Source organism: Enterococcus salsurae, from assembly GCF_054784955.1.
Genome location: NZ_BAAHWY010000001.1, coordinates 604,827 through 630,890 on the forward strand (window position 1 = coordinate 604,827; position 26,064 = coordinate 630,890).

Consider the following 26,064-nt stretch of genomic DNA (forward strand, 5'->3'; position numbering starts at 1 on the left):
AACAAGTGGTCTATTCAATAATAAAAAAGTGAGGTTAGTTGGTTGAAAAAATTCCCATTTCAAAGTTTCGTATTGATCTTGATTGCATTTATTTTAGAATTTAGTGAATTTATCATTGTGGGTATTCTAAATGATTTATCCCGTGAATTTTCTGTTTCAGTTTCAACCGTTGGCTATTTGGTCACGATATTTGCTTTGATTTATGCCTGCAGCACACCCGTGATCACCAGTTTGATTGGTCAAAGACCGTTAAAAAAAGTATTGCTAATTCTTCTTGGTATTTTTACTGTCGGCAATCTATTGACGGCATTGGCCCCAACGTATTTGATTTTATCGATTTCAAGAATCGTTGTAGCCATTGTTTCTGGTGCCGCCATTTCCGTTGCAATGGCCTTCGGCACCCATTTAGCCCCTTTAGAAAAAAGAGCGTGGTTGATTTCATGGGTCTGTTCCGGCTTTAGTGTGGCTTCTGTCTTTGGGGTGCCCCTGGGTACGTGGCTCAGCCATCAATTTGGTTGGCCGATGGCTTTCTATACGATTTTTGTCATCAGTATTGTGGCCATGCTTTTTGTTTGGCTCAGCTTACCCGCTGATTTCAAACAAGTCCGTTCTGAACACAACCGCTTTTCAGATCAGTTCACTATTTTCAAACATCCCCAGATCCAGCTTAGTGTCTTGATCACGATGTTTAGCTTAGCCGCCGTATATGTCGTCTATACCTATCTCCGTCCTTTGTTCTCCGAACAATTGCACATTAGTATCTCACTGATCACGATCACTTTTACGGTCTATGGATTCATGTCCTTGTTGAGCAATCAGTTAAGCGGAAAAATCGCGGAAGGCCCCGGATTGTCTTTCATGCCTAAGGTCTACCTTTGCCAATTGGCTTTATTGATTTCCTTGCCATTTTTGCTGACGATACCGATTCTTGGAACGATCGATATTATGCTGCTGGGATTGACGGTGTATTTGATCAATTCCCCTATTCAATTACATGTTCTTGAGATTGCTGAAGCATCGTTCCCTCAATCACTGGTTTTGGCTTCGTCTCTAAATTCAATATTCGCTAATTTCGGGATTGCCTTAGGGTCTGCAGCTTGATCGTTCAATTTAACGGCACAAAGTATGTAGGTCCTGGTGGAGCTGTTTTTACATTGATGACCCTAGTCTTGTTAGTTACACTAAATCGCCACGTTCGCCGACAGGCTGTTGCAGAACCTAAAACAAGAAGCTAAGACCAGCTTCAATTTTAGTCGGCAGCTGTGATACACTGATAGTATCTTTCTCGTTTGTGTCCATCATTCGTGCATAATAAAAGGAGCATCGAACATGACAGTGAATCATTATAACAATCCAGATTTTTTTAAAAAATATAGCCAAATGTCACGATCCACTCAAGGATTGGCAGGTGCAGGCGAATGGTCAGAATTGCAAAAGCTATTGCCCGATTTCACGAACAAAGAGGTTCTTGACCTTGGATGCGGCTATGGTTGGCATTGCAAGTTTGCAGCCGATCACGGGGCAAGTCACGTCGTTGGCATCGATGTATCTCAAAAAATGTTGGCGGTTGCGCAAGCCAAAAATGCGAATGACCATATAAGCTATCATTGTGCAGCAATGGAAGATCTCAATTATCCCGACAACCACTTCGACTGCGTCATCAGCTCACTGGCCTTTCACTATATTGCCGATTTCTCATCACTTGTACAAAACATTACCCGCTGGTTACGCCCGAATGGGACTTTTGTCTTTTCGGTGGAACATCCGGTATTTACAGCACGAGGTGATCAAGATTGGTTTTATGGTTTGAATGGGGAAAAACTGCATTTTCCAGTAGACCATTATTATGAAGAAGGCGTGAGAGACGCTGTCTTTTTAGGTGAACCGGTGCAAAAATACCATCGCACCCTCACCACTTATTTACATACCCTGTTGCAAGCAGGGCTGGTCATCACTGATGTGATCGAGCCGCAACCACCGGAAACAATGATGCATCTTCCAGAAATGAAAGATGAATTACGCAGACCTATGATGTTGTTGGTTGCAGCTAGGAAATAGTTGCAGTTGATCAAAACAAAAAAGATAAGTTGAAAATCACATTTCAACTTATCTTTTTTTATTACAAATATGCTATTCGTTTTGTTCATCAAACGTCTGCCGATACCGTGTATATACCGTATCTGGCAGAGAGATTTCGGTTGTTTGCAGCCACTGCAGCAATTGATGGCCAAGATCTTTAGCCATGTTAGCGGAAGCTTTGATTTGTTCATCAGCAATATCATTCACATGTATCCCGGCAGTGATCAGACAATGCCCGGGCAATGCATCTTTGATGATTTCTGCGATGATCGTACTGAGGACATCATCTTTATGGTAGCGTCCGTGATGGCTATGGAAGCGAATCGTTTCCGTAGCCATATCATCCGCAACAGCTGTCACTGTGCCTAAATGCGGCACATCGCCACCAGTCAGAACAATCAATAAATCAGCGCCTACAAAAACTGCTTCTGCCGTCATCGTATAGCCTGCTTCTGTAGTTTGGCATCTTTGGGTCAGCATTTATTCTTCCCCTTTCCAACGCCCATCGCTCTCATTTTCGATTCCTAAGGCATCCATGATTTTCATCGTTTGATGGTTGACCAAATCTGCAATCGTTTCTGGATGATTATAGAAAGCCGGAATTGGTGGGATGATTTGAACACCTAATCGGGATAATCTTGTTAAGTTTTCCAGATGGATCGTACTTAATGGTGTTTCTCTAGGAACGAGAATCAGCTTTCGTTGTTCTTTTAAGGTGACATCTGCCGCACGTGCAATCAAGTTGTCGCTATATCCCATCGAAACGGCTGCGACTGTTTTCATACTTGCTGGAACGATGACCATCCCATCGACAAGAAAGGATCCACTCGCAATCGTGGCACCAAGATCATTGATAGCATAATGATAGTCCTCCAATAGAGATTCTAGTTCATGCAATGACATATCTGATTCTAGCTTCAAATTCTGCTTCGCCCAGGTACTGATCACGCCGTGGGTTTCCACCTCTGGATTGGCGTGTAATTTCTTGATTAGATCAATTGCATACGTTGTTCCTGAAGCCCCACTGATGCCAATCACGATTTTTTTCTTTCTTGTCATAGGTCATTCCTCTTTCCTCATTCTTGCTTAATCCAAGTATTTTTGCCAATGAGGAACATCTTTGAATTTTGCACGTTCAAAATGTTCTTTCATATCAAAAGGTACTGTGCCATCAAAGATGGTTTTGGCACTCATCCCTCTAAAACGGATCACACCTGGATTGTATTGTGGCAATTCTGAAGGATCAAGGGGATGATTACGCATGCCAGGAATCACGATCACATCTTTGTCGCCTTGGAAACGTGTGTTCAAAGTCCACATCACATCATTCATATCAAAGATATCCACATCATCATCCACCAGAATAACGGTTTTTAACTCTTTGAATGCAGAGAGCGCCAAAATCGCTGCTTGACGTTGAATGCCTTCATCCGCTTCATTTTCTTTGTGGATTTGCATAATGGTCATCAATTTCCCGCCACCTGCTGGTGGATTATACACATTGACGACTTTCCCTGGGATCGCTTTGTCTACCAGACCCAAAATACTTGCTTCTGTAGGGATGCCCGCCATAGATACGTGTTCTTCACTTGGACCAATCGTTGTTTGCATGATTGGCTTGTCTTTTCGGTGCGTCACTGCTTTGACTTTGACCACATTGACACCTGGATTGGCATCACCTGTGTAGCCAGGGAATTCTGGCATTGCTTTGCCTGTATGGGTATTGATATCTTCTTGCATGGTGTGATTTGGCATGATCTCAGCTTCGATCACGAACTCAGCACGGGCGATGCCCACTTCATTCACAGCGACACCATCTACCAGTTGTACAGGTTCATTTCTCAAGGCGCCTGCTACCCACAATTCATTATAGCCAAGAGGCGTGGTTGGTGGTTCAAAAGTCGTACCAATCGCGATGGCTGGGTCTAAACCGATATTGATCGTGATCGGCATAGGTTGATTCAATGCTTCGAATTGTTTTTGGAAATGACCAATATGGCGGCCGCCAGGCATAATGTACATGTCAATCGTGTCTTCATCTTCTAGCACCATCCGGTGTATCGTCACATCACTCATTGTTTTATCAGGATCTGAACCTAAGACAACACCCAAAGTAATATAAGGTCCGGCATCTTCTTCTGTATTGGTCGGTGCTGGAATCAATTTTCGGATATCGAAACCTTCATCAGTCGCTAGATGAACGACTTCTTGGACCGGTGCTTCTTCTTTTGCGACTTTGATTGGTTTGATTGGATTTTCGACTGATTTTTGTAGTAATTGACCTAAGGTACGGTAGTCATGATGTAAAATCTGACCCACCCGTTTACGGCTTGCCATAGTACCGATATTGACCCGCATGCCAGGAAACCCTTTGATGTTGTTGAAGGTCATGGCAGGTCCTTCTTGTGTTGGACGTTGAACGGTACCACCAGCACCAATATAGCGATAAACCCCCGATAATTCTGCTTCAGGATCCACTTCAACATCTGTTTCATGATATTGACCAGGCAGTTGTTTTAATTCCTCGATCACTTTACGTAAATCATAAGGTGTATTTGACATGATTGTGCTCCTCCTTCTTCGTTTACAACCTTATGATATAAGGCTTGCACGAAGAGAACAATTCACTTTCAGTCACTAGCTATTCCATTTTGGAATAGGCGCCCCTTCTCAGTTCACTTCTTCCTTGATGTACTGCCATAACAGCTGACTCGCCAATGAATGACTATTTTTTGTCCGAATAAACGAAAGGTAACTCTTTTTCGTAGGAGTGATTGGCACAATGGCGACACGATCGACCCAATATTTGTCGATACTTTTTTCCATAAGTAGTGACACACCCAATTCACGTTCTACCATATTCAGCAATAAGTCGATTCGGGCACTGCGAAAGCTGATTTGCGGATCAAACCCCGCTTCATGGCAAAGATCGACCATAGGTTGATAGATCAAAGTATCTTCTTCTAAGGCAACAAATTGTTCCATACCCAAATCAGCAAGGGCAATCTTTTTTTCATTGGCTAGCGGATGGTGTTTCGGCAAAACAGCGACAAATCGGTCTTCTTCAGTCAACAACATCTCGCATTCAGCCATGGTACGGCTAAAGGTGCGGGCAAAAATCACATGATTCTGTCCGCTTTTCAGAAATGGCAGCAATGCGTTGCCTTCACCTTCCTTCAATTGCACATCGACTTCAGGGTGGTGCTTAAGAAATTTAGTGATTAGTTCAAATCCATAGTAATTGGCCATCGTCGGAATCGTCAGCATCATCAAAACCAAACTATCTTGAGACAGTTGTTCGCTCAAATGCTGCTGCATTTGCTGATATTGCATGACGATTTCTTGTGCATGAGGCAGCAGAAGTTCTCCTAATGGATTAAGGCTGATTTGGCGATGGGCCCGTTCAAACAATGGTGCGCCGACTTCTTTTTCCAACGCAATGATTTGTTTTGAGATATTGCCTTGGGTCGTAAATTGTCGTTCAGCGGTTTCTGTATAGTTCAATGTTTCAGATAAATCGATAAAAATCTCAAGTTTATGAATATCCATTTTTGGCGCCTCTCATCTATTCCATTTTAGAATACTTTATCATGATTTTTGAATTGTTGCGAAAATTTTCTTTGGTACAATAAGCACTGTCAGATGTACTTATTGTACCTATTTTATTTATTGAAGGAGCGAGTTTCATGCCTACAGGAGTCATTATCAATGCGTTATCCGTCTTACTCGGCGGACTACTTGGCGGTTTTTTAGGTGAAAAATTGCCAGAGAAATTCAAAACAGAAATCAATTTGGTCTTCGGTGCTTGTTCAATGGCAATGGGGATTTTTGCCATTGCACCAATGAGATACATGCCTGCTGTCATTTTTGCGATGGTTATTGGTACTGGTTTTGGATTGGCGATCCACTTAGGGGATATCATCAATAAAGGTGCCCGCATGATGCAAAAGCCAATTGCCAAAATCGTGCCAAACGAAAGCATCAGTCTAACAGAAGATGAATTCATGAGCACATTGATCACAGTTATCGTCCTGTTTTGTGCTAGCGGAACGGGAATCTACGGTAGCTTAGATTCAGGTATGACTGGTGACAGTTCGGTTCTGATCGCCAAATCTATTCTAGATTTCTTCACTGCTGCTATTTTCGCTTGCAACTTAGGATTCGTCGTATCAGTCATTGCCATTCCACAATTTATTATCTTTTTCTTGTTGTTCTTGTTGGCAAAATTCATTTTCCCATTAACCACCCCTGATATGATTTTGGATTTTAAAGCCTGCGGCGGTATCTTGATGTTAGCGACTGGTTTTCGTATGATCAAAGTCAAAATGTTCCCTGTTGCGGATATGATTCCGGCAATGGTCTTGATTATGCCTTTTAGTTGGATGTGGGTCAATTGGATATTGCCATTGCTATAAAATATACCTTATATATCAATATGCAAAAAAGCTGACCGCCGAAAGGGTCAGCTTTTTTAATCGTTCGATGCCGTTTCAATACCAATATATCGGATTTCTGCTTTTTCTTTATATTCTTCAGCAGACTGTGGGTCTTTTTGAATCGCCTTGATGATCTCTTGGTCATCTGTCGCAACAAACAAGCCCACCTCATTGCCATTCGCTGTGGCATACGGTATATACGCAGCATAGGCTAAATCACTGGTGACCGTCCCACCTACAGAAAGATCGTCCATCTTGGTCGACTCGACTACCCCATCTTGCCCTTTCCCTTTTAGTCCAAAGGTTACTGTCCAGTCCCCTGTATAGTCATTAACTAGCTCTGCATTGCTCAACCAAGTTTTCTTTTCCTCGTCAGGCGTACGCGTAGTCACTTGAAAGGTACCAGCTGCTTCTTTGACCAAAAATGTGGTTTGTGTATCATCGGTTGCTTCTACATACGCTGATAAAGTGCTTTTATTGCCAAACATATCAGGAAAAACCCAACGCATACCACCGTATATGAACAAACCTACAATTAATAGACACGCTAACCAACCCAACCATTTTTTCATGTACTTCCCCCTATTTTGTACGATCTATTATTACTGTTCAGTATACGTTCTCATATGGTACTTATCAATATTTAGATCATAAAAATATTTTAACTGCAAATTAGAGAAATGAACAAAAAATAATACATAAAAAAGCAGCCCCTCAAAAATGAAGGGCTGCCTTTTCATTCTCCGTATACTCCCGCATCTCTTGTAAAATCTGTTCTGCTTGCGGATCTGTATAGATTTCCAGTTTATGGTCGATTTCTACCAAATTCTCTCTTAACTTTGTCATCTCGTCCTCGATCTTTTTACGATGTGCCTCCATCAACACCCGGCGTTGGGGGGCTGTTTGAGGTCCTGCCATACAATACTCGATATACTTGCGGATCTCTTTGATCGGCATACCGGTATTTTTCAAACAGCAAATCGTATGGATCAAAGATAAATCAGACTCTGTAAATGCACGATACCCAGAAGGATTTTTGACCACAAAAGGCATCAAACCTTGTTTGTCGTAATAGCGCAAGGTGTAGACAGATAGATCAAACATTTCGGCCACTTCTTTGATAGAATAAGTCATTGATTTCGCACCTTTCAAAAATTTTCAAACAGTCTCCTTTCCCTAGAGTATACTCTAGGGTTTACAATTTGGCTATCAATAAAACAATCATTCACAGTTCGCTTAAATTTAGGAGGAAACAGATACGAAAGAAAAAGTATTGGTTACCGGCGGCACAGGTTTTTTGACTTCCCACATTATTTTTCAGTTATTACAAGAAGGCCATACAGTGAAAACGACCGTTCGGTCACTGAAGAGTCAAGAATAAATTTTACGTACGATGGCGGGCAATGGGATTACCGCATTGGATCAACTTTCCTTTGTCGAAGCAGATTTGCCAAAGATGCTGAGTGGCATGAAACGATGGCTGATTGTACCTATGTATTCAGTGTGGCTTCTCCAGTTTTCTTTGGCAAAGTCACCGATGAAGCAGCAGTGATCCGTCCTGCAACAGAAGGCATTATCCGTATTCTTCAAGCAGCAAAAAACAGCCCTGTCAAACGTGTCGTCATGACATCCAATTTTGGTGCAGTCGGATTTAGCAACCTGGACAAACATTCGACAACGACAGAAGCCGATTGGACAGATCCTGAACAACCTGGTTTATCTATCTATGAAAAATCAAAATTACTTGACGAACAAGCCGCTTGGGCTTTCGTTGCAACTGAGAAACCAGCGTATACCTTTGCGACTGTCAACTCTGTTGCGATATTCGGTCCATCACTAGATCAGCATGTTTCTGGTAGTTTTACGTTGATAGACACATTATTGGCTGGTGCCAACAAACGGTACCCAAATATTCCTTTGAATATTGTGGATGTGCGAGATGTGGCAAAAATCCATTTGCTAGCCATGTTTACTCCAGAAGCAGCCGGCCAACGTTTCATCGCTTCTTGTGATGGCCAAATTACAATGAAAGAAATGGCCACGATCATTCAGCAACAACGACCACAATTGGTTTCACGTGTAACAACGAAAGAGATACCGCAATGGATCATAAAATTCGGTGCCTTATTCAACCACCAAGCCAAGGAAGGCGCCCTCTTTTTGAGCATGAATCGCCAAGTCAGCAATCAAAAAGCCAAAGCTGTTTTAGGATGGCACCCATTAGCAGATAATCAAACAGCACTTTTGGCAGCTGTGGATAGTTTGATTACGGCTGAAGACAAAAAGTAAGCACAGCAGCAAGAGAAAAGAATTGATGCAAATACATGGTCAATTGCAAACATGATAGCACATAGAAAGCCATGAAAAAACAGCTCGGCTTTCACACCAAACTGTTCATGCGTTCTATTCACTTTTTTTGTGTTTACTTCGCCATCTCATCAACCAATTGTTCTAACCCCGTCAAAGCTTGATACCCATATCCAAATAGATAATTGTAGTCTAGTGCATAGACTTGTTTGTTCTTGATGGCTTTCATGCTGGACAATTTTTCATTGTCGTACAAGCCTTGAATGATCTCATCCCCAGAGACACTGCCCTCGATCGTTGACCAATCGCCTACGATCAAGACATCTGGATCTGTTTCAATCAACGTTTCAACACTCACTTCTCCGGAATAATCTTTGAAGACATTGTCTAATTTGATCATTTCAAAGTTGCTATTAAAGAAAGATTCATCTTGCGCTGCGTAGACACTGACCACACTAGGGTCAGACATAAATAGATGCGCGAAGGTTTGTACTTCTTTGTCTGCCACTTTGTCTTCTAAAGCTGCTTGGCGATCTTTCAATTCTTGCTCAAATGCTGCAGCTGCTTCAGGCACATCAAAGATTTTGCCTAAGTTCTCTATATCTTTATAGACAGAGTCAAACGTCGCCCCTGTAACGGATGTTTCTTGGACATAGGTTGGGATCCCCATCTCATTCAATGAGTCAACCGTCCCCACACCCCAGTCTTGGTTGTCAAATAACCCACCCCGACCATAAATCATATCCGGATCCACGCTCAACGCAGTTTCTTTGCTGATATAATCACTACCTAAATCATTTAATTCGGCATATTCATCCGCAACAGATGCGTCAGCTGCGCCAAAAGTCGCGCCTACACCGGCAATTCTGTCTTTCAATCCTAGGTGCAGCAACAATTCAGCTGCTGGCTGTGAATTGGCCAAGACTTTCTTTGGTGCTTCTGTAAAGGTCTGATCTTTTGCTGTCCACTCTGTGCCGCCTTCTGCTTTTGTAAAATTGCTGATCGTTAATGGATAGGTGCTTGCAGCCTCACTGGACGTGGATGCTGCTGCATCGCTATCATTACTTCCACAAGCACTCAATGTCATCATAACCAATCCTAAGCCAATCATTTTACCCCATTTATTCATTTACGCTACTCCTTCTCAAAATAATAATGAAAACCTAAACCGCCGGTGATCGGATGGTGATAGATACTGCACTTTACCCCATAGATTTCTTCGATCAGACTTTCGGTCAATAACGTTTCCGGTGTACCGCAACCAATCACTTGCCCATCTTTTAACGCATAGATGATGTCGCAATAATTGGCTGCCTGTTCCAAATTATGCAAAGCAGCCAATATGCCGATATTCAATGCTTTGACTGTTTCTAAAATATCCAGTTGGTATCTGATATCTAAGTGATTGGTGGGTTCATCAAGAATCATGAATTTCGGCTCCTGCGTGATGGCGCGCGCTAAGACGACCCGTTGTTTTTCTCCACCAGACAAAGATAGATAACTGCGTTTTTTGTAGCGGCTTAATCCTGTTTTTTCGAGGGCTTGCTCGACCAGATCGACATCTGCTTGGGTATCTTGCTCCAATAGTGATTTGTGGGGCGTCCGACCCAAAAGAACCATCTGTTCCACTGTGAGATCAAAACTTATTTCATTGAACTGGCTGACAACACTTACTTGCTGCGCCACTTTTTTTTCAGTACTTTTTAAAATATTCATGTCCCCAAGGTGGATCTCCCCACTGTCAGGTTTCAATGTTTTGTATATAGCTTTCAATAAGGTGGATTTGCCGCTGCCATTCGAGCCTATTAAACCGACAAATTGTCCTTCTTGTGTTTGCACCGAGATATCCTTTAAAATCTGCTGATCACCGATTGTGAGATTGAGTGCATCGACTGTTAATTTCATCCACTTTACCCTCCAAAGTTATATTGTCGTTTGACAATAATATAAATAAAAATCGGTGCACCGATAATGGCCGTGATGATCCCGATCGGTAATTCTACACCATGCAATGTGGCACGAGCGATCACATCCGCCCAGATCAAGAAAAGAGCGCCGGTCAACGCCGTCATCGGCATCAATAAACGATGATCTGAGCCGCTGACGCCACGTACGATGTGGGGGATAATCAATCCCACAAAACCAATCATTCCGGAATTAGCCACAATAATACTGGTCAATAATGCGGCCAAAATCATATAAAGGCGTCGATAAAACGTCAGTTTGACCCCCAAAGTCGACGCGACTTCATCTCCCAATAACAACGTATTCAAAATACGGTATTGCGATAAGAAAAAGACCGTAACGAGCGAGACGATCAGCACAATAAACGTCAACTTGTTCCAAGAGGCCGAGGCCAAACTACCCATTGACCAAAAAGCCACCGTTTTCATTCCTTCGGCATTGCTGGCTAAGTAGACAATCAAATTCGACACTGAGCTGCATAATGCACTGACAATTGTGCCTGAAAGAACGAGCTTGGTAGAAGTCATTCTCCCGCCGATACTGGAAAGGACCAGGACCAAAATAGTCGCCAGACCCGCCCCAACAAATGCACCGAAAGAAAGGCCCAATTGCAGAACCAGTGCTGAACCGCCAAATCCAACCAAAATCGCGAAGGTTGCACCTAATGAAGCGCCTGAAGAAATACCTAAAATATATGGATCTGCCAAGGGATTTTGTACGACTGCTTGCATCACAGCCCCACTGATCGCCAGACCCATTCCAACGAAAATCGATAACAACACCCGTGGTGCCCGCACAAACCAAACAATATTGACGTTGGCTTCTGATAATCCAGCTATACTGCCATAAAGGCCGTTACTTAATTTGTAAAATAAAATTTGGTACACTTCACCTATTGATATATCTGCTTGACCATTGGCCAAGGCAATTCCTACAGATAGTAAGATAGCCACTATCAGTAGCGCAAAAATTGTGGTGGACACGAACCACCGATTTGTTTTGATTATTCCGACCGACATATATTTATCCCCTTTGATACACAGCAACGATAGACAATGTTCTGTGTATGATTGTGCAAACGCATAAGAGAATCTAATAATTGCAAATGAGAATCACTCTCAATGATTGAGTTTATTATAAGTAAAAGCCTCACAAATGTAAATAATTTTCTGAAAATTCACTAATAAATATTTCATTTACCTGTTATTTACCAAGATAGTCCCTATCTTTGACCGCAAAAAAAAAGGCACATACCAGACTGTGCCTTTTTTATATGCTGCTTTATATTGGATCGTTTCTTTACTTAGACATCCCATTTTCTTCGCTCTGCCTGTGCCAAATAGGGTTGCGGTGTCGGATAGGCAATCAATTCGATCGTTGAGCCCCATGGTGTTCGACAATAACAGAATTGGTTGCCCGCACCAGCTTCGATCCCGCCTAAATCAGTGGGATCTGCATTTCTTTTTCCACCGGCAGCCTCAACTTTCGCTACTGCTTCTTGGATATCATCCACCTTGAATGCGACATGCTGCCAGCCATAATCAGAAGGGGCGACTGGTCCGGCTTGATTCGGTCCAACAAATTCGAATAATTCGATTTGCGGGCCATTCGGCAAACCAATCATACGAATGGCCCGTTCTGCCATATCGTTTGGGATACCTAAGCGTTTTTTGGTAAATGCAGCATCCTTGATCGGCTCTGTTTTTTTGTACGTATCATAAATAACAGTTGCATCCAAAGCCTCTGAAAAAAACTGTGTGGCTTCATCTAAATTCGGTACAGTCAAACCAATATGATCGATGCCGTGCATATTATTGTTCATGATCCTCCCCCATTCTCACTTTTTTTCAATCGTTCCTTTTCATAGTGCACAAGAAGGAATGTATCTGTCAAACATAAAACATCGCGTAAAAATGCATATTTTTTACTGTAAACAAATAAACAAACCCTTTATTGAAGCAGGGTTTGTTTATTCTTGGGTCTGCTTTGATCCACGATCACATAAGATAGATCAGGTCAGTTGTTTCTTTAATCAGCAGTTCGCCGATGCCGCAGCCATTTGTCTAATTCTGTCACCAATAGAACAATGATTCCTGATGCAATAGCAATCAGCCACCCAGTAAGATCTATATTGGCGGTATGAAAGGCCCGTTGCATGAATGGCACATAGGTCAACAAGAACTGCAAGACCAACATGATGCCTATAATCAAAAAGCCTTTGGATTGGTAAAGGACGCTTTAGAAAATGCTGGAGCATTGGTACAAATATTGAATAAATAGAAAATCTTACTCAAGACAACGATATTGACCATCATCGTACTGGCCACTGTTTCGCTGACACCTTGGGCCAAGAGCCAATCATGGGCAATCAGACTGATGAGGGCCATCAAGACCGATACATACCCCATTTGCCAACAATCGTGTTTCGTTAACAGCTTGTTTCCTGTTTTACGCGGTTGCCGTTTCATGATTCCTGCTTCATCTGGCTCAAAGATAAACGCGAACTGGATCGTGATCGCTGATACCATATTGATCCACAACAATTGCGTGGCCTGTAAAGGCATTTCTTGCTGCATCAAGATCGTAAAAGCGATGATCAACCCTTCAGCAAATGACGTCGGCAATAAAAAAAGAATACTTTTTTTAATATTGTCATAGATGCGGCGCCCTTCCCGGATAGCATCGGACATCGTACCGAAATGGTCATCGGTTAAAATCATATCCGCCGCATCTTTCGCCACATCGGTACCGCTGATTCCCATCGCAACACCAATATCTGCTCGTTTCAATGCGGGTGCATCGTTGACACCATCTCCAGTCGTCGCTGTCACTTTGCCTTTGGCTTGCAGTGCTTTGATAATATCAAACTTATTTTTCGCTGTGGTTCGGGCAAACACTTGGTTATTGACAGCTGCGTTTTGAAATTCAGCTTCTGTCATCCCGTCTAGTTCGGTACCAGTGACTGTCTTGATCTCTGGTGCTAAGCCTAAGGTTTCGCCAATCGCTTTGGCTGTTAAGGGATGATCGCCAGTAATCATTTTTACTTGAATACCCGCTTGATTCATTTCTTTCAAAGAAGCAATCACTTCATCACGAGGAGGATCGATAATACCAGCAAGGCCAAGCAGCTGGATTCCTTGTTCAAACGTCTGATCGGTGATCTCAGCTGCTGTTTCTTGCCGATAGCCCACAGCGACAAACCGTTTTCCTTGCTCGGATAAGCGACGAACATGGGCAGTCCAATACGCTTCATCAAAGGCTGGGTCCGCTGTCTTCGCCATCGCAAACACTTTGTCAGGGGCGCCTTTAAGGAAGAGCAGGCGTTGTTGGGCTTGGTCTTCCACGAGTTTTGCCATATAGCGATTGTCCGAATCAAAAGGCAACATAGACAATTCTCGATACACAGGTGCTTCTGGATATGGATACTGCTTATGATACAGGGTCAAAAATGAACCATCCGTAGGTTCCCCATTGATTTGCCAACGTGATGACTCATTGACCAAAACAGTATCATTGACTTCATACCCGGCAGCCAAGAACAATGCCAATTGTTGGGTATCCTCAGCACTTTCTTGTGTCACTGGTACAAGCTTTCCTTCTGGTGCATACCCATCTCCGGTGACATGGTATTGATGCGTTGCAAGGATCACGTCTTTGACGGTCATCTCATTCTTGGTCAAAGTACCAGTTTTGTCTGTGGCGATCACATCGACAGAGCCTAGTGTTTCAACTGCAGGCAATGTTTTGATGATCGTATGTTTGTTCTTTGCCATATCACTGACACCCATTGCTAGCACAACAGAAGTCGTCGCCGGCAATCCTTCAGGGATCGATCCCACGATCATCGTGACCACCGCTAACGATAGTACGGATAAAGCATATGTTTGCTGGAATAGGCTGATGATAAACAAACCTATCGCGACAGCCATGATCACATAGGTAATCCCTTTGCCTAAGCCATCGATCTCTTTCATCAAGGGGGGGGTTGCGTTCTTTTGCAAGATTGACTTCCGATGAGATCTGGCCAATCTCAGTTTGTTCCCCAGTGGCAATCACGATCCCCTTCCCACTGCCGGAAGTCATTGATGTTGAGGCAAATGCCAAGTTGGTTCGTTCGGCTAAAGGTGTCGCTGGATCATCAATAGGCAGCGTATTTTTTTCAACTGAATCTGGCTCTCCAGTTAGCGCGGATTCTTGGAGCCGTAAGTTATCTGCTTCAAAGATACGTAAATCAGCAGGCACATTATCGCCGGCTTCCAGGAAGACGACATCTCCCGGTACAACTTCTTCCGCAGGAATATCTTGACGGACGCCGTCACGATAGACAGTCGCTTCTGCGGATAGCAATTCTTTGATTCGTTCCAATGCATCTGAGACATTGGCTCCTTGATAGTATCCGATCAAAGCATTCACGATCACAACGATACCAATGATCAATACATCTGAGCGATGGCCCATCAGTAAAGTCAATACACAAGAAAATATCAAAATATAAATAATCATGTTGTTGAACTGACGCAGCAATAAGCGCCATTTTGAGGTTTTTTCGACCGCCAACTGGTTCAATCCATACCGAGCCAGTCTTTCGGTCACCTGCCTGTCTGTCAGTCCATCATCAAGTTGTTGCACATGATAGGTCTCGCGGGTTTCCGCTACTGTTTGTTGAAATGCTTGTTTACTCATTTTTCTCTTCCCTTTCTATCTGCGAAAATCAATAGCACAAAAAAGCCCCTTTATTTATCACATGATAAATAAACGTGCTGGATTATTCGCTATTCAATTAGGAAGTAAGGCAACGCAAAATACATTTTCTGCTCACCATCACTCGAGTCACTAGACATTTATTTACCACCTCCAGATTTAAAGTTAGCCTCTATGATAGCGTAGTCTTTTTTGACTATCAAGAATCCGCTTCTTTCACCCATCAAAGAACAGATTCCTACTCGCTTATTTGATGAAACCATTACAGAACAAAGATGATGTTTTCTTGCATATTTCAGAAAAAATGACAAAATTTCTCGCAAAGCTGTTGACATTTCTTATTGGATTTTGTAGACTGAAAAGAAATTATTGTTAATATTATGAATTTTCTGACAAAATAGGAGCGTGAAACAGATGTCGAAACGAATGCCGAATCAAGTCATTATTTTATTATTATAAACGGGACTTTTTTGAACAAACATTCAAAAAGTCCCTATTCACATTGCATCTAAAAGAAGATTTCGCTTCTTTGATGGAATGTTTTTTTATACCTCAATTTGCCCTTATATTCCGTTTATTAACTGTCATGTATGGCAGATTTGATAAACGTTGACTCTATAGATGATCCTGCTACAACAGGATGTGGAAGGAAGAAACCTACGATGAAAACTGTCAATAAGATCGCTGCCTTTGTAAATAAATATTTGATCTATATTATGATTCTCCTCATGATACTCGCCTACTTCATGCCGCAACCTTTTTTGTGGATTCCACCTCGAATCACGAATCTGTTAAGCATCATTATGTTTTGCATGGGCATGACCTTGAATCTTGATGACTTTAAAATGGTTGTTATCCAGCCAAAAGCCTTTATTATTGGTGTTCTTTTTCAATTTACGATCAGCCCGTTGGTCGCCTATGGACTCGCTCAAGTATTCGGCCTCTCCTCCGGATTGATCATCGGCTTTGTCTTACTTGGCTCGGTATCCGGCGGTACCGCCAGCAACGTTATGACCTTTATCGGGAAAGGCGACGTGGCGCTGACCGTATCCATGACAACCGTCTCCACCCTTTTGGCCACGGTTGTCACACCTTTTTTGACCTACATCTTAGCAGGAAAATATACTGAGATTTCATTTGTCGATATGCTGTTGTCTGTTTTGCAAATGGTCTTAGTCCCAATCATCTTCGGGGTCATCGTCCACCGTGTGATACATAAGTATATCGATCAATGGCTGCAAACATTCGTCTTGATTTCCTCCGTCAGTATCCTGTTGATCGTGGCAGGAACCGTCGCTAAAAACGGTGCCGTGATCGTTCAATCCGGTTTCATTGTCATCGTATTGGTCTTGGTCCACAACCTAATTGGCTACGGTGCCGGATACGGACTCAGCAGAATGCTCGGGGTCAGTGCCAAACAAGCCAAATCAATCATGTTTCAATTAGGGATGAAAAATACCGGCCTCGCGATTTCCTTAGCAAATGTGCATTTCGCGACCATCGCAGCTGCCGTGACGCCTGCTGCCGTCGGGATGGTCATCCATCAAATCACAGGACCCATCTTAGCCAATCTCGTATCAAAGAAAGAAGGAAAATAATATGAGTCAAAGTATCTTTTTGCCAAATTATACCATCGGTGCCGATGCCTACAGCGCCATCAATGATATCGTCAAATCCTATGGCACCAAAGCCGTGATGATCGGGGGCAAAACCGCCCTTGAAAAAGCTGAAACCAAGATCAAAGCTGCCCTAACGAAAGAAGTGACTGTCACCGATACCCTTTGGTATGGTGGCAACTCTACCTATGAAAACGTTGAGACACTCTTGCAAGAACCCAGTGTCCAAAATGCGGATGTCTTATTTGCAGTTGGTGGCGGCCGGGTCTGCGATACCGTCAAAGTCACTGCTGAAAAATTAGGCAAGCCCATTTTTACCTTTCCGACGATTGGTTCCAACTGTTCACCAGTCACTGCTGTTTGCGTGATGTATCAAGAAAATGGCGAAATGCAAGGCTTATTCTTCCCAACCAAACCACCAACCCATGCCTTCATCGATATCGCAATCATAGCGGAAGCCCCTGACAAATATTTGTGGGCAGGGATTGGCGATGCCTTATCCAAAGAAATCGAATCCAGCTTTTCTGCTAGAGGCGACCAGCTAGATTACACGGACGGACTGGGGATCCAAATCGGCAAAATGTGTACCGAACGCTTATTGACGTATGGTACCCAAGCGTTGACCGATAGCGCCGCCAATATCCCGTCTTATTCGATTGAACAAGTCGTTTTGGACATCATTGTGACCACTGGTTTGGTCTCCGTCTTGGTGATCAATGACTACAACTCCGCAATGGCCCATTCTTTCTACTATGGCACAACCGTCTTAGAAAAAATGGAAGACTTCCTTCATGGTGCTTCCGTCAGCTATGGCGTCTTAGCCCTCTTGAAATTGGATCAGCAAGAAGCACTTTTTGAACGAATCTATCGTTTTATGAAAGAAAATCGATTGCCAGTTTGTTTGGCGGATATGCAGCTGAATGCTGCCAGCGATTTGGATGCGATTTTGGACAAAGCGATGACCACCAACGACATCGTCCATGTGCCATATGAGATCACACGGGAGATGTTCAAGGAAGCGATCTTGGCGGTTGAGGCGTATCATGTGACGCAAGCTCAAGTTGATTCATTAGTGAAAACAATCTGACTTTCATATAAAAGTTGATTTTAGGATACATCTTTCTTTTTAGCAAATCGCGACCAATCCCTATGTATTGATCAACGCTATCCCGAAGCCAAAGATTGGCAAACAATCTGTATCCATCTAGGACTAGACCCTTCCTACTTCTTTGCCTAAACAATCAAAAAGACGTGTCCGCAAGAGAATTTCTTGTCCAGACACGTCTTTGTTCTTTAGGATAGCTGTCAAATGGACAACATCAATATATTTTGCGGTCCTTTAGGCCCCTGGAGTATTCGCCCGTTCGCGACAAACCCGACTTTCTCATACAAAGCTTGTGCGGGCAAGTTGTTCTGATTGACTCCTAAAACGATTTCTTTGATGTCAGGAAACTGATTGCGCACAAAATCAGGCAACAACATTAATGCCTGCTTGCCATAACCTCTACGCAAGTAGCGTGCATCTGTTGAAAAACTGCGAAGTACGAACGCCGACGGTTCTGAGGTGTATTGCGTTTTTAACGCTCCCTCATCCAAAGCAAAAAAACACACAAGCTGATTTTTTTCGTATACTAAGATAGAGTGATGCGTCGGGGTGGTTGCAGAAATTGCGATATTGTCTTGCGGTGTGCCTGTGTATCGCAACAGTTCTTCTGTTTGCACATAATGTCTTACATCTTCATGGTAGGTAGAACGATACCCTTTTAGTTTCAAAAAAGTCACCCTTTCTTGTAAAATGATGGTATAGGCTCTCATCATTTTATTATTTTACCAAAATCTACAGGAAACTGTTGCTAAATGCTTTGTCTTGTTAAATTTTTCACAACTGCATGAAAAATTTGACTACACATGTCTGTCCCCCCTTGGTACACTATGATATAAAGGAGGTTTTATATTTTGAAACATACAAGAAAATGGCTCGCCATTGCGTTGGTATGCAGCCAATTATTAACGAGTTTACCCGTTTCAGCCGCTGTAGTCGCTAGCGACAACGCAGCTGAGGAAAGCGGTACAATAGAAACACCTGCAACCGAAGCGGTCCCTGAAGTAACGGAAACAGGACCGGTGGAGACGACGCCAGAAGAGAGCGTCCCTGCACCAGAAACACCAGTAGTACCTGAAACACCTGAGGAGCCGGAAACGCCTCAAACACCTGCTGAACCTGAAACACCGACAACACCTGAGACACCTGCAGAACCAACACCTGAGGAGCCTACAGCACCTGAAACAAAACCCGAAACACCGGTGAAGCCTGAAACACCTGCTGAAGAAACACCAGACACCAGTACACCAAGTGTCCCTGAAAAGACACCCGCACAACCTGAAACCACCACACCTGGTAACACCCCTTCAGAATCAGCAACAAGCAACAATGGCACCACTACAGTCACCGACGCCTCATCGATCCAAGTGACGCCAACCAAAGAAACTTGGGCTTTTATCCAAGAAATTGGTGAAGATGCCCGCGAAATTGGTCTGGAAGAAGATTTATATGCGTCAGTGATGATCGCACAAGCCATTTTGGAATCTGGCAATGGACAAAGTCAATTGAGTCAAGCGCCTTATTTCAATTTGTTCGGCATCAAAGGGACATTTGAAGGCCAGGGTGTCAATTTCCGCACCCAAGAAGAAGACGCATCAGGCAATTATTTTACCATCACTGCAGCCTTCAGACACTACAATGAATATGCCGAATCTTTGCAAGATTATGCTGATTTATTGAAGAATGGTTTGGATCATAACGAAGAATTTTATAAAGGCGCATGGAAATCAGAGACCGAAGATTATGAAGAAGCAACTGCTTATTTAACTGGTCGTTATGCAACGGATAGTCAATATGACCAAAAATTAAATGCCTTGATCGAAGCCTATGCATTGACCAGCTATGACCAAGAATTGCCAGAAGGCAGCGAAGCCTTGATCTATCCGGTCAAAGATCCGCAAATATCGTCTTCATTTGGTCCGCGAGGCGGTGGTTTCCACCGGGGTGTCGATTTTGCTGCACCAATGGGCACACCTATTTACGCTAGTCAATCAGGCACTGTGATTCGTGCGGAAAGCCACTATTCATGGGGGAATTATGTCGCGATCCTTCACGACAATGGCCTGACCACCTTGTATGCGCATAACAATCAAAACCTTGTAAAAGTCGGCCAAAAAGTCGCACAAGGAGAAGTGATTGCGTCAATGGGCAGCACAGGCAATAGTACTGGCCCACACTTGCACTTTGAAGTAAGTTTGTCCCCTACGTTGGCGCAAGATCAATTGATCGATCCAATGACGGTGTTGAACAAATAGACCACAGGCAACTAAAAAATGCTAGCCAGCGCTGGACAACCAACCTAGTCTAGCATTTTTTTTCGTTTCTGCCTGCTGATGCCACAGTTGCCTTTATACCTTGAGCAGCGTCGCGATGGCTGCCAATCCTGTTGCAAGCACTGGGATCAGCATATACGATGTGGAAGCAATCAGCCTCTCATCCGCCAAATAACCGAGCAGAAGGGCAACGAACATAGCAGTTACGCCATTCAAAATGGACATTGCCCAAAATAGTATCTTGATCCCTCGTGTCCTTGGCTGTCGAGATTGCATAAGAAACAGCAGCATCAGCAGTTGCAAGACCACAGGTAAGATCGTCAAGCTTACAATGATCGTATTCATAATCGATCCCCTTTCTTTACTGTATGATTATCTAACTGTGCGGGCAAGGATGATACGTCTATAGTGCATACTCACTGTCTTTCAGCACCAACCAAAGCAAACCCGTATACAAGCATGCTGTAAATTGGTCCACGAATAAAAATTGAGGCTGGTTGACTTGCATGGCCAATAGCGTGGATTGCGCAATCTTGTTTCGAATGGCGGTCTCAGTGACAGAATCAGCCGAGATCACAAAGGTATTTGGTGCAATGACTGCATTATAAATCGTAAAAATCTCAACTAAATTCCCAATCAACTTCTCGTTTGTCAAAGGAAAGATCTCTTCCATCAAATGAGGCAAAAATTTTGCCTCGCCGGCTAAGTTCATATTGCCTTCGATCAATGTCCCTTTGGCATAGATCGTGATACCAGGCATACTATTTTCGGGATAGAAAATACCGACGATCGTTTCTTCTTTGCTGCGTTTTTCTCGAACCGTATAGCCAATCGTGACCAAATGGGCATCATTTTGGATAACTACTGGTACAGAAGCAAATGCAGACAACGCGTCTTGTAAATGCCATTGATTCAATAAATTTTCCCAACTGGACAGAATCACCCCTTGGTAGATTTTACCAGGGATCGACACGCCGATTTTGGCGATCTCAAAACCAGCAGATAGAAATGGCTGGACACATGCCAAAAAGAAGGGCATTGTCACTTCTGAAAATTCAGTTGTTTGTGTATATTTGATGTCCCCGGCCAAGTTCACGATTTGACCATGAATCATCAATTGACGGTAGTTCGGGGTCAGCTTCTCTTGAATACTTAGCAATAAGAAGTACTGCTGCTCCTCATTGAAATGATAGGCGATGGCTGGACGACCGACTGTCTGCGGCATCAAATCTCCTTCAATCAAGACCTTTGCTTCTACCAACTGGGCCACCAGCGCATTCACAGTCACCACACTCAGCCCCGTTTCAGCAGCGATTTCTGCCTTGTAGGCGGTCCCCTTTTCACGCATCATTTGTTTGATGGCACGCATATTTTTTTCACGAATCAAATTTTTGTTTTGTGACATAAAAAAGCACGTCCTTAATTAAATCTATTAATTAACTCTCATAGATCATACCCTATCTGTCGGAAAAAGTAAATCTGCACAGCTAGCTCATGCTTTTTATCACATTTTTTCTTGACATCTTTCCACTTAGTTAATATACTTAATTAAAAACTTTAACTAAAATCAGAAAGGTAAGCTATGGATATGAAAAAACGAATCGCCTCTGGTCAGTTATTTCTTGATCACTGCCAAGGGCTAGATATTGAACGACAGCGCGCGCGGGTGCAGCGTCATAGATTGAATGCTTTATCGCCAGACCAGCTCGCCGAAAAAGAGGTGCTGAAAAAAGATATTTTTGGCGCTTCTTGTAATGCTTGGATTGAAACCCCTTTCCTATTCACCTATGGAAGCAATATTCACTTTGGAACAGATTGCTATGTCAATTATCAGTGCAATTTCATTGATGATGGGCAGATTTTGATTGGCGACCGGGTCATGTTCGGAGCCAATGTCACGATCGCCACTGTTGGGCATCCTGTTCACCCCGACTACCGCACCTTTATGTATGCTGAAACGGTCACGATCAAAGACAATTGCTGGATTGGTGCCGGCGCGGTGATCAATCCAGGGGTAACGATCGGTGAAAATTGTGTGATCGGCTCTGGCAGTATCGTGACCAAAGACATCCCAGACAATACCGTTGCGGTAGGCAACCCGTGCCGTGTATTGCGATCCATCAACGAACATGACTACCACTATTATCGAAACAATCGGCCAATCAACGCGAGTGAACTACAAACAGTCCAACAAGTAAACCAACAACCATAAGATGACGCTTCGCCAAAGGGCAAGCCAACAAAAGGAGAACGTACCATGATAAAACTAATTATTACTGACTTAGACGGCACTTTTTTGACAAGCAAGAGTGATTTTGATCAGCAAGAATACCAACGGATCCAAGCATTGATGCACGACAAAGACATTATTTTTGCGGCTTGCACGGGCAAGCAATGTGAACGCGTCGAAGAATTATTTGGGTTTGAAGCGTCAAAAAACATTTGGATTTTAGGAGATAGTGCTACACGCATCAAACATCAAGGCCAATATGTCTATGAATCATTGTTGCCAAACACAGTCGGTCGAGAAATCATCCAGACTTTAGATTCGATCGCCTCAGATCATGTGATTATTGCCTGCACACCGACAGCGGCCTTTATCAAAGAAACAACTCCTGAAGAAGAAGCCCAAAAAGTGCGCGGTTCTTACGCTGTTGTTCAAAAAATGGCCGATCTTGCCGACATCCAAGAAGATTTTGTCAAGATCACTGTCTTCGATCCGAAACTACGCTGCTTTGAAAGTGTCAAATCATTGCAGTCATTCAGTGATCGCGCTTATATCGTAGCCTCGGAAGCTGCTTGGATCGATATTTCAAACCATAATGTGCATAAAGGAACAACTGTCAATGAATTGCAAAAAAGACTGCACGTCACCAAAGCCGAAACGATTGCCTTTGGCGATGGCTTCAATGATCTGGAATTATTTGCACAAGCAGGCATCAGCTTTGCGATGGCCAACGCTTTTGACGAAGTCAAAGCGCGCGCTGATTTTGTCACAAAATCAAATGACGAAAATGGCGTCCTACGCACCATCGAAAAATTACTCACCACATTTGCTTAAGCTTCCCCAAGCTTGCCTCTAGACGATGGCAAGCTTTTTTTGTTGATTGCTCCTTTGCAGTTGACTTCAAGTTGAGTTGAAGCTGTAACCTAGAATAAAGCACACAGCTATGACAGACACATAAAGGAGATGGACACATGGATAACAAGACATTCACAGATTATTTAAATAGCGGACAAGTCGTAAAGGCAGGTTCGGACTATCACCAGATGATGGCTAAGATAAGTGACGAAGCCCGCAAACATACGACGGAGATCAATAACAAGTATCATACACAGGCAGAATTGCGGCAACGCTTCGCTCTATTGATTGGCAAAGAAGTCGATACTGATTTTGGTTTATTTCCACCCTTTTATACAGACTGCGGCAAAAATATTACCCTTGGTAAAGGTGTCTTTATCAACGCTGGGTGCCACTTCCAAGACCAAGGTGGAATCACTATCGGCGATGACACGCTGATTGGACACAACGTGGTGCTGGCCACATTGAATCACGGGCTTTCAGCAAAAACCAGAAAGGATCTCTACCCAGCGCCTATCACCATTGGCAAGAATGTCTGGATTGGCGCGCAAGCAACCATATTGCCTGGTGTCACGATTGGTGACCACGCGATTATTGCAGCCGGCGCAGTCGTCCAAAAAGACGTGGCGCCCAAGACGATCGTAGGCGGCGTACCAGCAAAACTGATCAAAACGATCGAGGATACACCCGCCACTCATTGATCCAAAAAAACAGGTGGGCAGCAAAAAATGCTGCGCCACCTGTTTTTGGTTGCTTGTTTTATCCTATGGCTTATGCCTCTTGCTTGAATCGGAAAGTCCCTTTCACATGGGTTTCTGTTTCATCTTCGACTGCTTGTGTATAATAGGAAATTTTGTAGTCGATATAATCCAATGTCGCGGTCAATTCGCTGATTTGCGCTTCTAGGCATGCTCTGCGTTCTTTGAACATGGCGAGGCGCTGATTGAGTGAGTCATCTCCAATTTGACACCAAGACATGAATGTTTTGATTTCTTTGATCGACATCCCTGATTTTTTCAAACATTCAATCGTGAATAAGGTAGACACCGCTTCTTCATCAAATATGCGGTTGCCTTGCTCGTTTTTCTTGATTGCTGGAATCAACCCTTCTGCGTCATAGTACCGCAATGTAGACGGATTGAGATTGAATTTTTTGGCGACTGCGCCAATCGTATCTGCCATATAAGCCACCCTCTTTGTGATTTTTGCATTGCTTCAACCTTAGTTTAACCCCTAAAGTATACTTTAAGTCAACCAGAAACATTTTTGCACCTTTTTGACGTCTTTGTCTTGCCTTAAAGTACACTTCAAGATTTACACTAGCTGTATGTTGAAAAAGAAAGAAGGATGTATATGAAATCAGCTATTTTTGAAAAAGCCGGGCTTGTTTCTGTCCAAGAAGTAGAAAGACCACAGTTGCAAGCAACTGATGATGTCATCATCAAAATCGTGCGGGCCTGTGTCTGCGGTTCTGACCTCTGGTCTTATGCCCATGGCGACAACAAAGAACCCCACTCTGTCAACGATGGCCATGAGGCATTAGGGATTGTGGAAGAAATTGGTACAGCTATTACCACCGTTAAACCCGGTGACTTCGTGATCGTTCCTTTCACCCATGGTTGTGGGGAATGTGATGCCTGTCTTGCAGGATTCGATGGGACTTGTGATCGCCACCAAGGTGCGACCAACTGGTCCCATGGCTTTCAATCAGAGTACGTTCGTTTCCATTATGGCAACTGGGCGCTGGTCAAAGTCCCTGGTCAACCATCGGATTACACAGAAGGCATGATCAAATCACTGCTGACTTTGGCAGATGTGATGCCAACAGGTTATCATGCTGCCCGTTGTGCCCATGTTCAAAGAGGCGATAAAGTGGTCGTTATTGGCGATGGGGCCGTTGGTCAATGCGCGGTGATCGCCGCAAAAATGCTTGGGGCTTCACAAATCGTCTTAATGAGTCGACACCCAGACCGTCAAGAAATGGCCCGCCAATCTGGTGCAACAGCAGTCGTTGCAGCGCGCGGTGAAGCCGGGATTGCTGAAGTACGAGAAGTCTTAGGTGGTGGCGCTGATGCGGCATTAGAATGTGTTGGTACCGAAGCGGCTATCGAGCAAGCGCTTGGGGTCTTGCACAATGGTGGCCGTATTGGCTATGTCGGTGTCCCTCACTACAACAATCGGCCCATTGGCTCGACATTTGCCCAAAATATCTCGATTGCCGGTGGGTCTGCTTCTGTGACCACCTATGACAAAGAAGTCTTACTGAAAGCAGTCTTGGATGGGTCCATTGATCCTGGCCGTGTTTTCACCCAAACGTATCCATTGGCACAAATCAACCAAGCCTATGCAGATATGCAAAATCGTCGCACGATCAAATCGATGGTGGTTGTTTCGAAAAAGATGACCGACTGAATGATTCTGTGTTACTTAGTGTGAGAAAAACACACATAAAGTACAAAGGGGCTGTATCAACAGCCCCTTTCGTTTACATAAAAATAGATAT

Annotated in this window: 24 protein-coding genes and 2 pseudogenes; 11 read left to right on the forward strand and 15 right to left on the reverse strand. The window is 43.5% G+C overall.

The window, feature by feature from the left end; translation table 11 throughout:
- Positions 1 to 42 precede the first annotated feature (42 nt).
- Together ACYVRS_RS02990 and ACYVRS_RS02995 are read left to right on the forward strand one after the other, a co-directional pair.
- Positions 43 to 1,235 (forward strand): annotated as a pseudogene (locus tag ACYVRS_RS02990) (MFS transporter).
- Positions 1,236 to 1,329: 94 nt separating this feature from the next.
- On the forward strand, positions 1,330 to 2,058 hold the full coding sequence (locus ACYVRS_RS02995; protein ID WP_461202455.1) for a class I SAM-dependent methyltransferase: 729 nt from the start codon (positions 1,330 to 1,332) through the stop codon (positions 2,056 to 2,058).
- A 72-nt stretch (positions 2,059 to 2,130) separates the two neighbouring features.
- Here ACYVRS_RS02995 and lpdD read toward each other — a convergent pair whose 3' ends face one another.
- The 4 genes from lpdD to ACYVRS_RS03015 all read right to left on the reverse strand — a co-directional run bounded on the left by lpdD (position 2,131) and on the right by ACYVRS_RS03015 (position 5,628).
- The gene (lpdD, locus tag ACYVRS_RS03000) at positions 2,131 to 2,559 is read right to left on the reverse strand and encodes a prenylated flavin chaperone LpdD (protein ID WP_312498038.1); all 429 of its coding nucleotides are present in this window, start codon (positions 2,557 to 2,559) and stop codon (positions 2,131 to 2,133) included.
- Positions 2,560 to 3,138: a UbiX family flavin prenyltransferase gene (locus ACYVRS_RS03005; RefSeq protein ID WP_461202457.1), complete on the reverse strand. Its 579-nt coding sequence runs from the start codon at positions 3,136 to 3,138 to the stop codon at positions 2,560 to 2,562.
- A 27-nt stretch (positions 3,139 to 3,165) separates the two neighbouring features.
- Positions 3,166 to 4,641, reverse strand: coding sequence for a UbiD family decarboxylase (locus tag ACYVRS_RS03010; protein ID WP_461202459.1), 1,476 nt, complete (start codon positions 4,639 to 4,641; stop codon positions 3,166 to 3,168).
- Between the two features lie 108 nt (positions 4,642 to 4,749).
- Positions 4,750 to 5,628 (reverse strand): LysR family transcriptional regulator, encoded by an 879-nt coding sequence (locus ACYVRS_RS03015; protein ID WP_313538911.1) that lies wholly within the window; start codon positions 5,626 to 5,628, stop codon positions 4,750 to 4,752.
- A 137-nt stretch (positions 5,629 to 5,765) separates the two neighbouring features.
- Between ACYVRS_RS03015 and ACYVRS_RS03020 the strand changes: the two genes are divergently transcribed.
- The gene (locus tag ACYVRS_RS03020) at positions 5,766 to 6,494 is read left to right on the forward strand and encodes a DUF554 domain-containing protein (RefSeq protein WP_312498033.1); all 729 of its coding nucleotides are present in this window, start codon (positions 5,766 to 5,768) and stop codon (positions 6,492 to 6,494) included.
- A 56-nt stretch (positions 6,495 to 6,550) separates the two neighbouring features.
- Here the strand turns inward: ACYVRS_RS03020 and ACYVRS_RS03025 are convergent, their stop codons facing one another.
- A complete protein-coding gene (locus ACYVRS_RS03025; protein WP_313538913.1) occupies positions 6,551 to 7,087 on the reverse strand; it encodes a hypothetical protein in 537 nt (178 codons plus the stop codon).
- A 142-nt stretch (positions 7,088 to 7,229) separates the two neighbouring features.
- A complete protein-coding gene (locus ACYVRS_RS03030; protein ID WP_312542711.1) occupies positions 7,230 to 7,649 on the reverse strand; it encodes a MerR family transcriptional regulator in 420 nt (139 codons plus the stop codon).
- Between the two features lie 189 nt (positions 7,650 to 7,838).
- Between ACYVRS_RS03030 and ACYVRS_RS03035 the strand changes: the two genes are divergently transcribed.
- Positions 7,839 to 8,804, forward strand: a complete 966-nt coding sequence (locus ACYVRS_RS03035; RefSeq protein WP_461202650.1) for an NAD-dependent epimerase/dehydratase family protein — start codon at positions 7,839 to 7,841, stop codon at positions 8,802 to 8,804.
- A gap of 133 nt (positions 8,805 to 8,937) precedes the next feature.
- Here the strand turns inward: ACYVRS_RS03035 and ACYVRS_RS03040 are convergent, their stop codons facing one another.
- From ACYVRS_RS03040 to ACYVRS_RS03060, 5 genes and pseudogenes are all read right to left on the reverse strand, one after another.
- The gene (locus tag ACYVRS_RS03040; protein WP_313538915.1) at positions 8,938 to 9,951 is read right to left on the reverse strand and encodes an ABC transporter substrate-binding protein; all 1,014 of its coding nucleotides are present in this window, start codon (positions 9,949 to 9,951) and stop codon (positions 8,938 to 8,940) included.
- Positions 9,952 to 9,956: 5 nt separating this feature from the next.
- Complete coding sequence (locus ACYVRS_RS03045; RefSeq protein ID WP_313538917.1) at positions 9,957 to 10,727, reverse strand: ABC transporter ATP-binding protein; 771 nt, start codon at positions 10,725 to 10,727, stop codon at positions 9,957 to 9,959.
- Between the two features lie 5 nt (positions 10,728 to 10,732).
- The gene (locus tag ACYVRS_RS03050) at positions 10,733 to 11,806 is read right to left on the reverse strand and encodes a FecCD family ABC transporter permease (protein ID WP_313538919.1); all 1,074 of its coding nucleotides are present in this window, start codon (positions 11,804 to 11,806) and stop codon (positions 10,733 to 10,735) included.
- A gap of 284 nt (positions 11,807 to 12,090) precedes the next feature.
- Entirely contained in the window at positions 12,091 to 12,609 is a 519-nt protein-coding gene (locus tag ACYVRS_RS03055; RefSeq protein ID WP_054115281.1) for a VOC family protein, read from the reverse strand.
- Between the two features lie 206 nt (positions 12,610 to 12,815).
- A pseudogene (locus tag ACYVRS_RS03060) lies at positions 12,816 to 15,470 on the reverse strand (HAD-IC family P-type ATPase).
- A 680-nt stretch (positions 15,471 to 16,150) separates the two neighbouring features.
- Here ACYVRS_RS03060 and ACYVRS_RS03065 point away from each other — a divergent pair.
- Together ACYVRS_RS03065 and ACYVRS_RS03070 are read left to right on the forward strand one after the other, a co-directional pair.
- The gene (locus ACYVRS_RS03065) at positions 16,151 to 17,086 is read left to right on the forward strand and encodes a bile acid:sodium symporter family protein (RefSeq protein WP_461202463.1); all 936 of its coding nucleotides are present in this window, start codon (positions 16,151 to 16,153) and stop codon (positions 17,084 to 17,086) included.
- A 1-nt stretch (position 17,087) separates the two neighbouring features.
- Positions 17,088 to 18,191, forward strand: a complete 1,104-nt coding sequence (locus ACYVRS_RS03070; RefSeq protein ID WP_461197956.1) for an iron-containing alcohol dehydrogenase family protein — start codon at positions 17,088 to 17,090, stop codon at positions 18,189 to 18,191.
- Between the two features lie 218 nt (positions 18,192 to 18,409).
- Here the strand turns inward: ACYVRS_RS03070 and ACYVRS_RS03075 are convergent, their stop codons facing one another.
- A complete protein-coding gene (locus ACYVRS_RS03075) occupies positions 18,410 to 18,877 on the reverse strand; it encodes a GNAT family N-acetyltransferase (protein ID WP_086275791.1) in 468 nt (155 codons plus the stop codon).
- A 183-nt stretch (positions 18,878 to 19,060) separates the two neighbouring features.
- Here ACYVRS_RS03075 and ACYVRS_RS03080 point away from each other — a divergent pair, with 183 nt between their 5' ends.
- Complete coding sequence (locus ACYVRS_RS03080; protein WP_461202465.1) at positions 19,061 to 20,461, forward strand: M23 family metallopeptidase; 1,401 nt, start codon at positions 19,061 to 19,063, stop codon at positions 20,459 to 20,461.
- Positions 20,462 to 20,554: 93 nt separating this feature from the next.
- Here the strand turns inward: ACYVRS_RS03080 and ACYVRS_RS03085 are convergent, their stop codons facing one another.
- Positions 20,555 to 20,824, reverse strand: a complete 270-nt coding sequence (locus ACYVRS_RS03085; RefSeq protein ID WP_461197954.1) for a hypothetical protein — start codon at positions 20,822 to 20,824, stop codon at positions 20,555 to 20,557.
- A 58-nt stretch (positions 20,825 to 20,882) separates the two neighbouring features.
- Positions 20,883 to 21,884 carry an ROK family protein gene (locus ACYVRS_RS03090; protein WP_461197953.1) on the reverse strand — a complete coding sequence of 334 codons (1,002 nt, stop codon included), beginning with the start codon at positions 21,882 to 21,884 and terminating at the stop codon, positions 20,883 to 20,885.
- A gap of 177 nt (positions 21,885 to 22,061) precedes the next feature.
- Here ACYVRS_RS03090 and ACYVRS_RS03095 point away from each other — a divergent pair, with 177 nt between their 5' ends.
- The 3 genes from ACYVRS_RS03095 to ACYVRS_RS03105 all read left to right on the forward strand — a co-directional run bounded on the left by ACYVRS_RS03095 (position 22,062) and on the right by ACYVRS_RS03105 (position 24,262).
- Positions 22,062 to 22,691, forward strand: a complete 630-nt coding sequence (locus ACYVRS_RS03095; protein WP_461197952.1) for a sugar O-acetyltransferase — start codon at positions 22,062 to 22,064, stop codon at positions 22,689 to 22,691.
- A 45-nt stretch (positions 22,692 to 22,736) separates the two neighbouring features.
- Positions 22,737 to 23,540: a Cof-type HAD-IIB family hydrolase gene (locus ACYVRS_RS03100; protein ID WP_461197951.1), complete on the forward strand. Its 804-nt coding sequence runs from the start codon at positions 22,737 to 22,739 to the stop codon at positions 23,538 to 23,540.
- 137 nt (positions 23,541 to 23,677) lie between these two features.
- The gene (locus tag ACYVRS_RS03105) at positions 23,678 to 24,262 is read left to right on the forward strand and encodes an acyltransferase (protein WP_461197950.1); all 585 of its coding nucleotides are present in this window, start codon (positions 23,678 to 23,680) and stop codon (positions 24,260 to 24,262) included.
- Between the two features lie 70 nt (positions 24,263 to 24,332).
- Here the strand turns inward: ACYVRS_RS03105 and ACYVRS_RS03110 are convergent, their stop codons facing one another.
- The gene (locus tag ACYVRS_RS03110; protein WP_086275796.1) at positions 24,333 to 24,743 is read right to left on the reverse strand and encodes a MerR family transcriptional regulator; all 411 of its coding nucleotides are present in this window, start codon (positions 24,741 to 24,743) and stop codon (positions 24,333 to 24,335) included.
- Between the two features lie 171 nt (positions 24,744 to 24,914).
- Between ACYVRS_RS03110 and ACYVRS_RS03115 the strand changes: the two genes are divergently transcribed.
- Entirely contained in the window at positions 24,915 to 25,973 is a 1,059-nt protein-coding gene (locus ACYVRS_RS03115) for a zinc-binding dehydrogenase (RefSeq protein ID WP_461202467.1), read from the forward strand.
- Positions 25,974 to 26,064: the final 91 nt, after the last annotated feature.

Coding starts and splice junctions, on each gene's coding strand:
- ACYVRS_RS02995 (WP_461202455.1), top strand. CDS start 1,330: ATGACAGTGAATCATTATAACAATCCAGATTTTTTTAAAAAATATAGC.
- lpdD (WP_312498038.1), bottom strand. CDS start 2,559: ATGCTGACCCAAAGATGCCAAACTACAGAAGCAGGCTATACGATGACG.
- ACYVRS_RS03005 (WP_461202457.1), bottom strand. CDS start 3,138: ATGACAAGAAAGAAAAAAATCGTGATTGGCATCAGTGGGGCTTCAGGA.
- ACYVRS_RS03010 (WP_461202459.1), bottom strand. CDS start 4,641: ATGTCAAATACACCTTATGATTTACGTAAAGTGATCGAGGAATTAAAA.
- ACYVRS_RS03015 (WP_313538911.1), bottom strand. CDS start 5,628: ATGGATATTCATAAACTTGAGATTTTTATCGATTTATCTGAAACATTG.
- ACYVRS_RS03020 (WP_312498033.1), top strand. CDS start 5,766: ATGCCTACAGGAGTCATTATCAATGCGTTATCCGTCTTACTCGGCGGA.
- ACYVRS_RS03025 (WP_313538913.1), bottom strand. CDS start 7,087: ATGAAAAAATGGTTGGGTTGGTTAGCGTGTCTATTAATTGTAGGTTTG.
- ACYVRS_RS03030 (WP_312542711.1), bottom strand. CDS start 7,649: ATGACTTATTCTATCAAAGAAGTGGCCGAAATGTTTGATCTATCTGTC.
- ACYVRS_RS03040 (WP_313538915.1), bottom strand. CDS start 9,951: ATGAATAAATGGGGTAAAATGATTGGCTTAGGATTGGTTATGATGACA.
- ACYVRS_RS03045 (WP_313538917.1), bottom strand. CDS start 10,727: ATGAAATTAACAGTCGATGCACTCAATCTCACAATCGGTGATCAGCAG.
- ACYVRS_RS03050 (WP_313538919.1), bottom strand. CDS start 11,806: ATGTCGGTCGGAATAATCAAAACAAATCGGTGGTTCGTGTCCACCACA.
- ACYVRS_RS03055 (WP_054115281.1), bottom strand. CDS start 12,609: ATGAACAATAATATGCACGGCATCGATCATATTGGTTTGACTGTACCG.
- ACYVRS_RS03065 (WP_461202463.1), top strand. CDS start 16,151: ATGAAAACTGTCAATAAGATCGCTGCCTTTGTAAATAAATATTTGATC.
- ACYVRS_RS03070 (WP_461197956.1), top strand. CDS start 17,088: ATGAGTCAAAGTATCTTTTTGCCAAATTATACCATCGGTGCCGATGCC.
- ACYVRS_RS03085 (WP_461197954.1), bottom strand. CDS start 20,824: ATGAATACGATCATTGTAAGCTTGACGATCTTACCTGTGGTCTTGCAA.
- ACYVRS_RS03090 (WP_461197953.1), bottom strand. CDS start 21,884: ATGTCACAAAACAAAAATTTGATTCGTGAAAAAAATATGCGTGCCATC.
- ACYVRS_RS03095 (WP_461197952.1), top strand. CDS start 22,062: ATGGATATGAAAAAACGAATCGCCTCTGGTCAGTTATTTCTTGATCAC.
- ACYVRS_RS03100 (WP_461197951.1), top strand. CDS start 22,737: ATGATAAAACTAATTATTACTGACTTAGACGGCACTTTTTTGACAAGC.
- ACYVRS_RS03105 (WP_461197950.1), top strand. CDS start 23,678: ATGGATAACAAGACATTCACAGATTATTTAAATAGCGGACAAGTCGTA.
- ACYVRS_RS03110 (WP_086275796.1), bottom strand. CDS start 24,743: ATGGCAGATACGATTGGCGCAGTCGCCAAAAAATTCAATCTCAATCCG.
- ACYVRS_RS03115 (WP_461202467.1), top strand. CDS start 24,915: ATGAAATCAGCTATTTTTGAAAAAGCCGGGCTTGTTTCTGTCCAAGAA.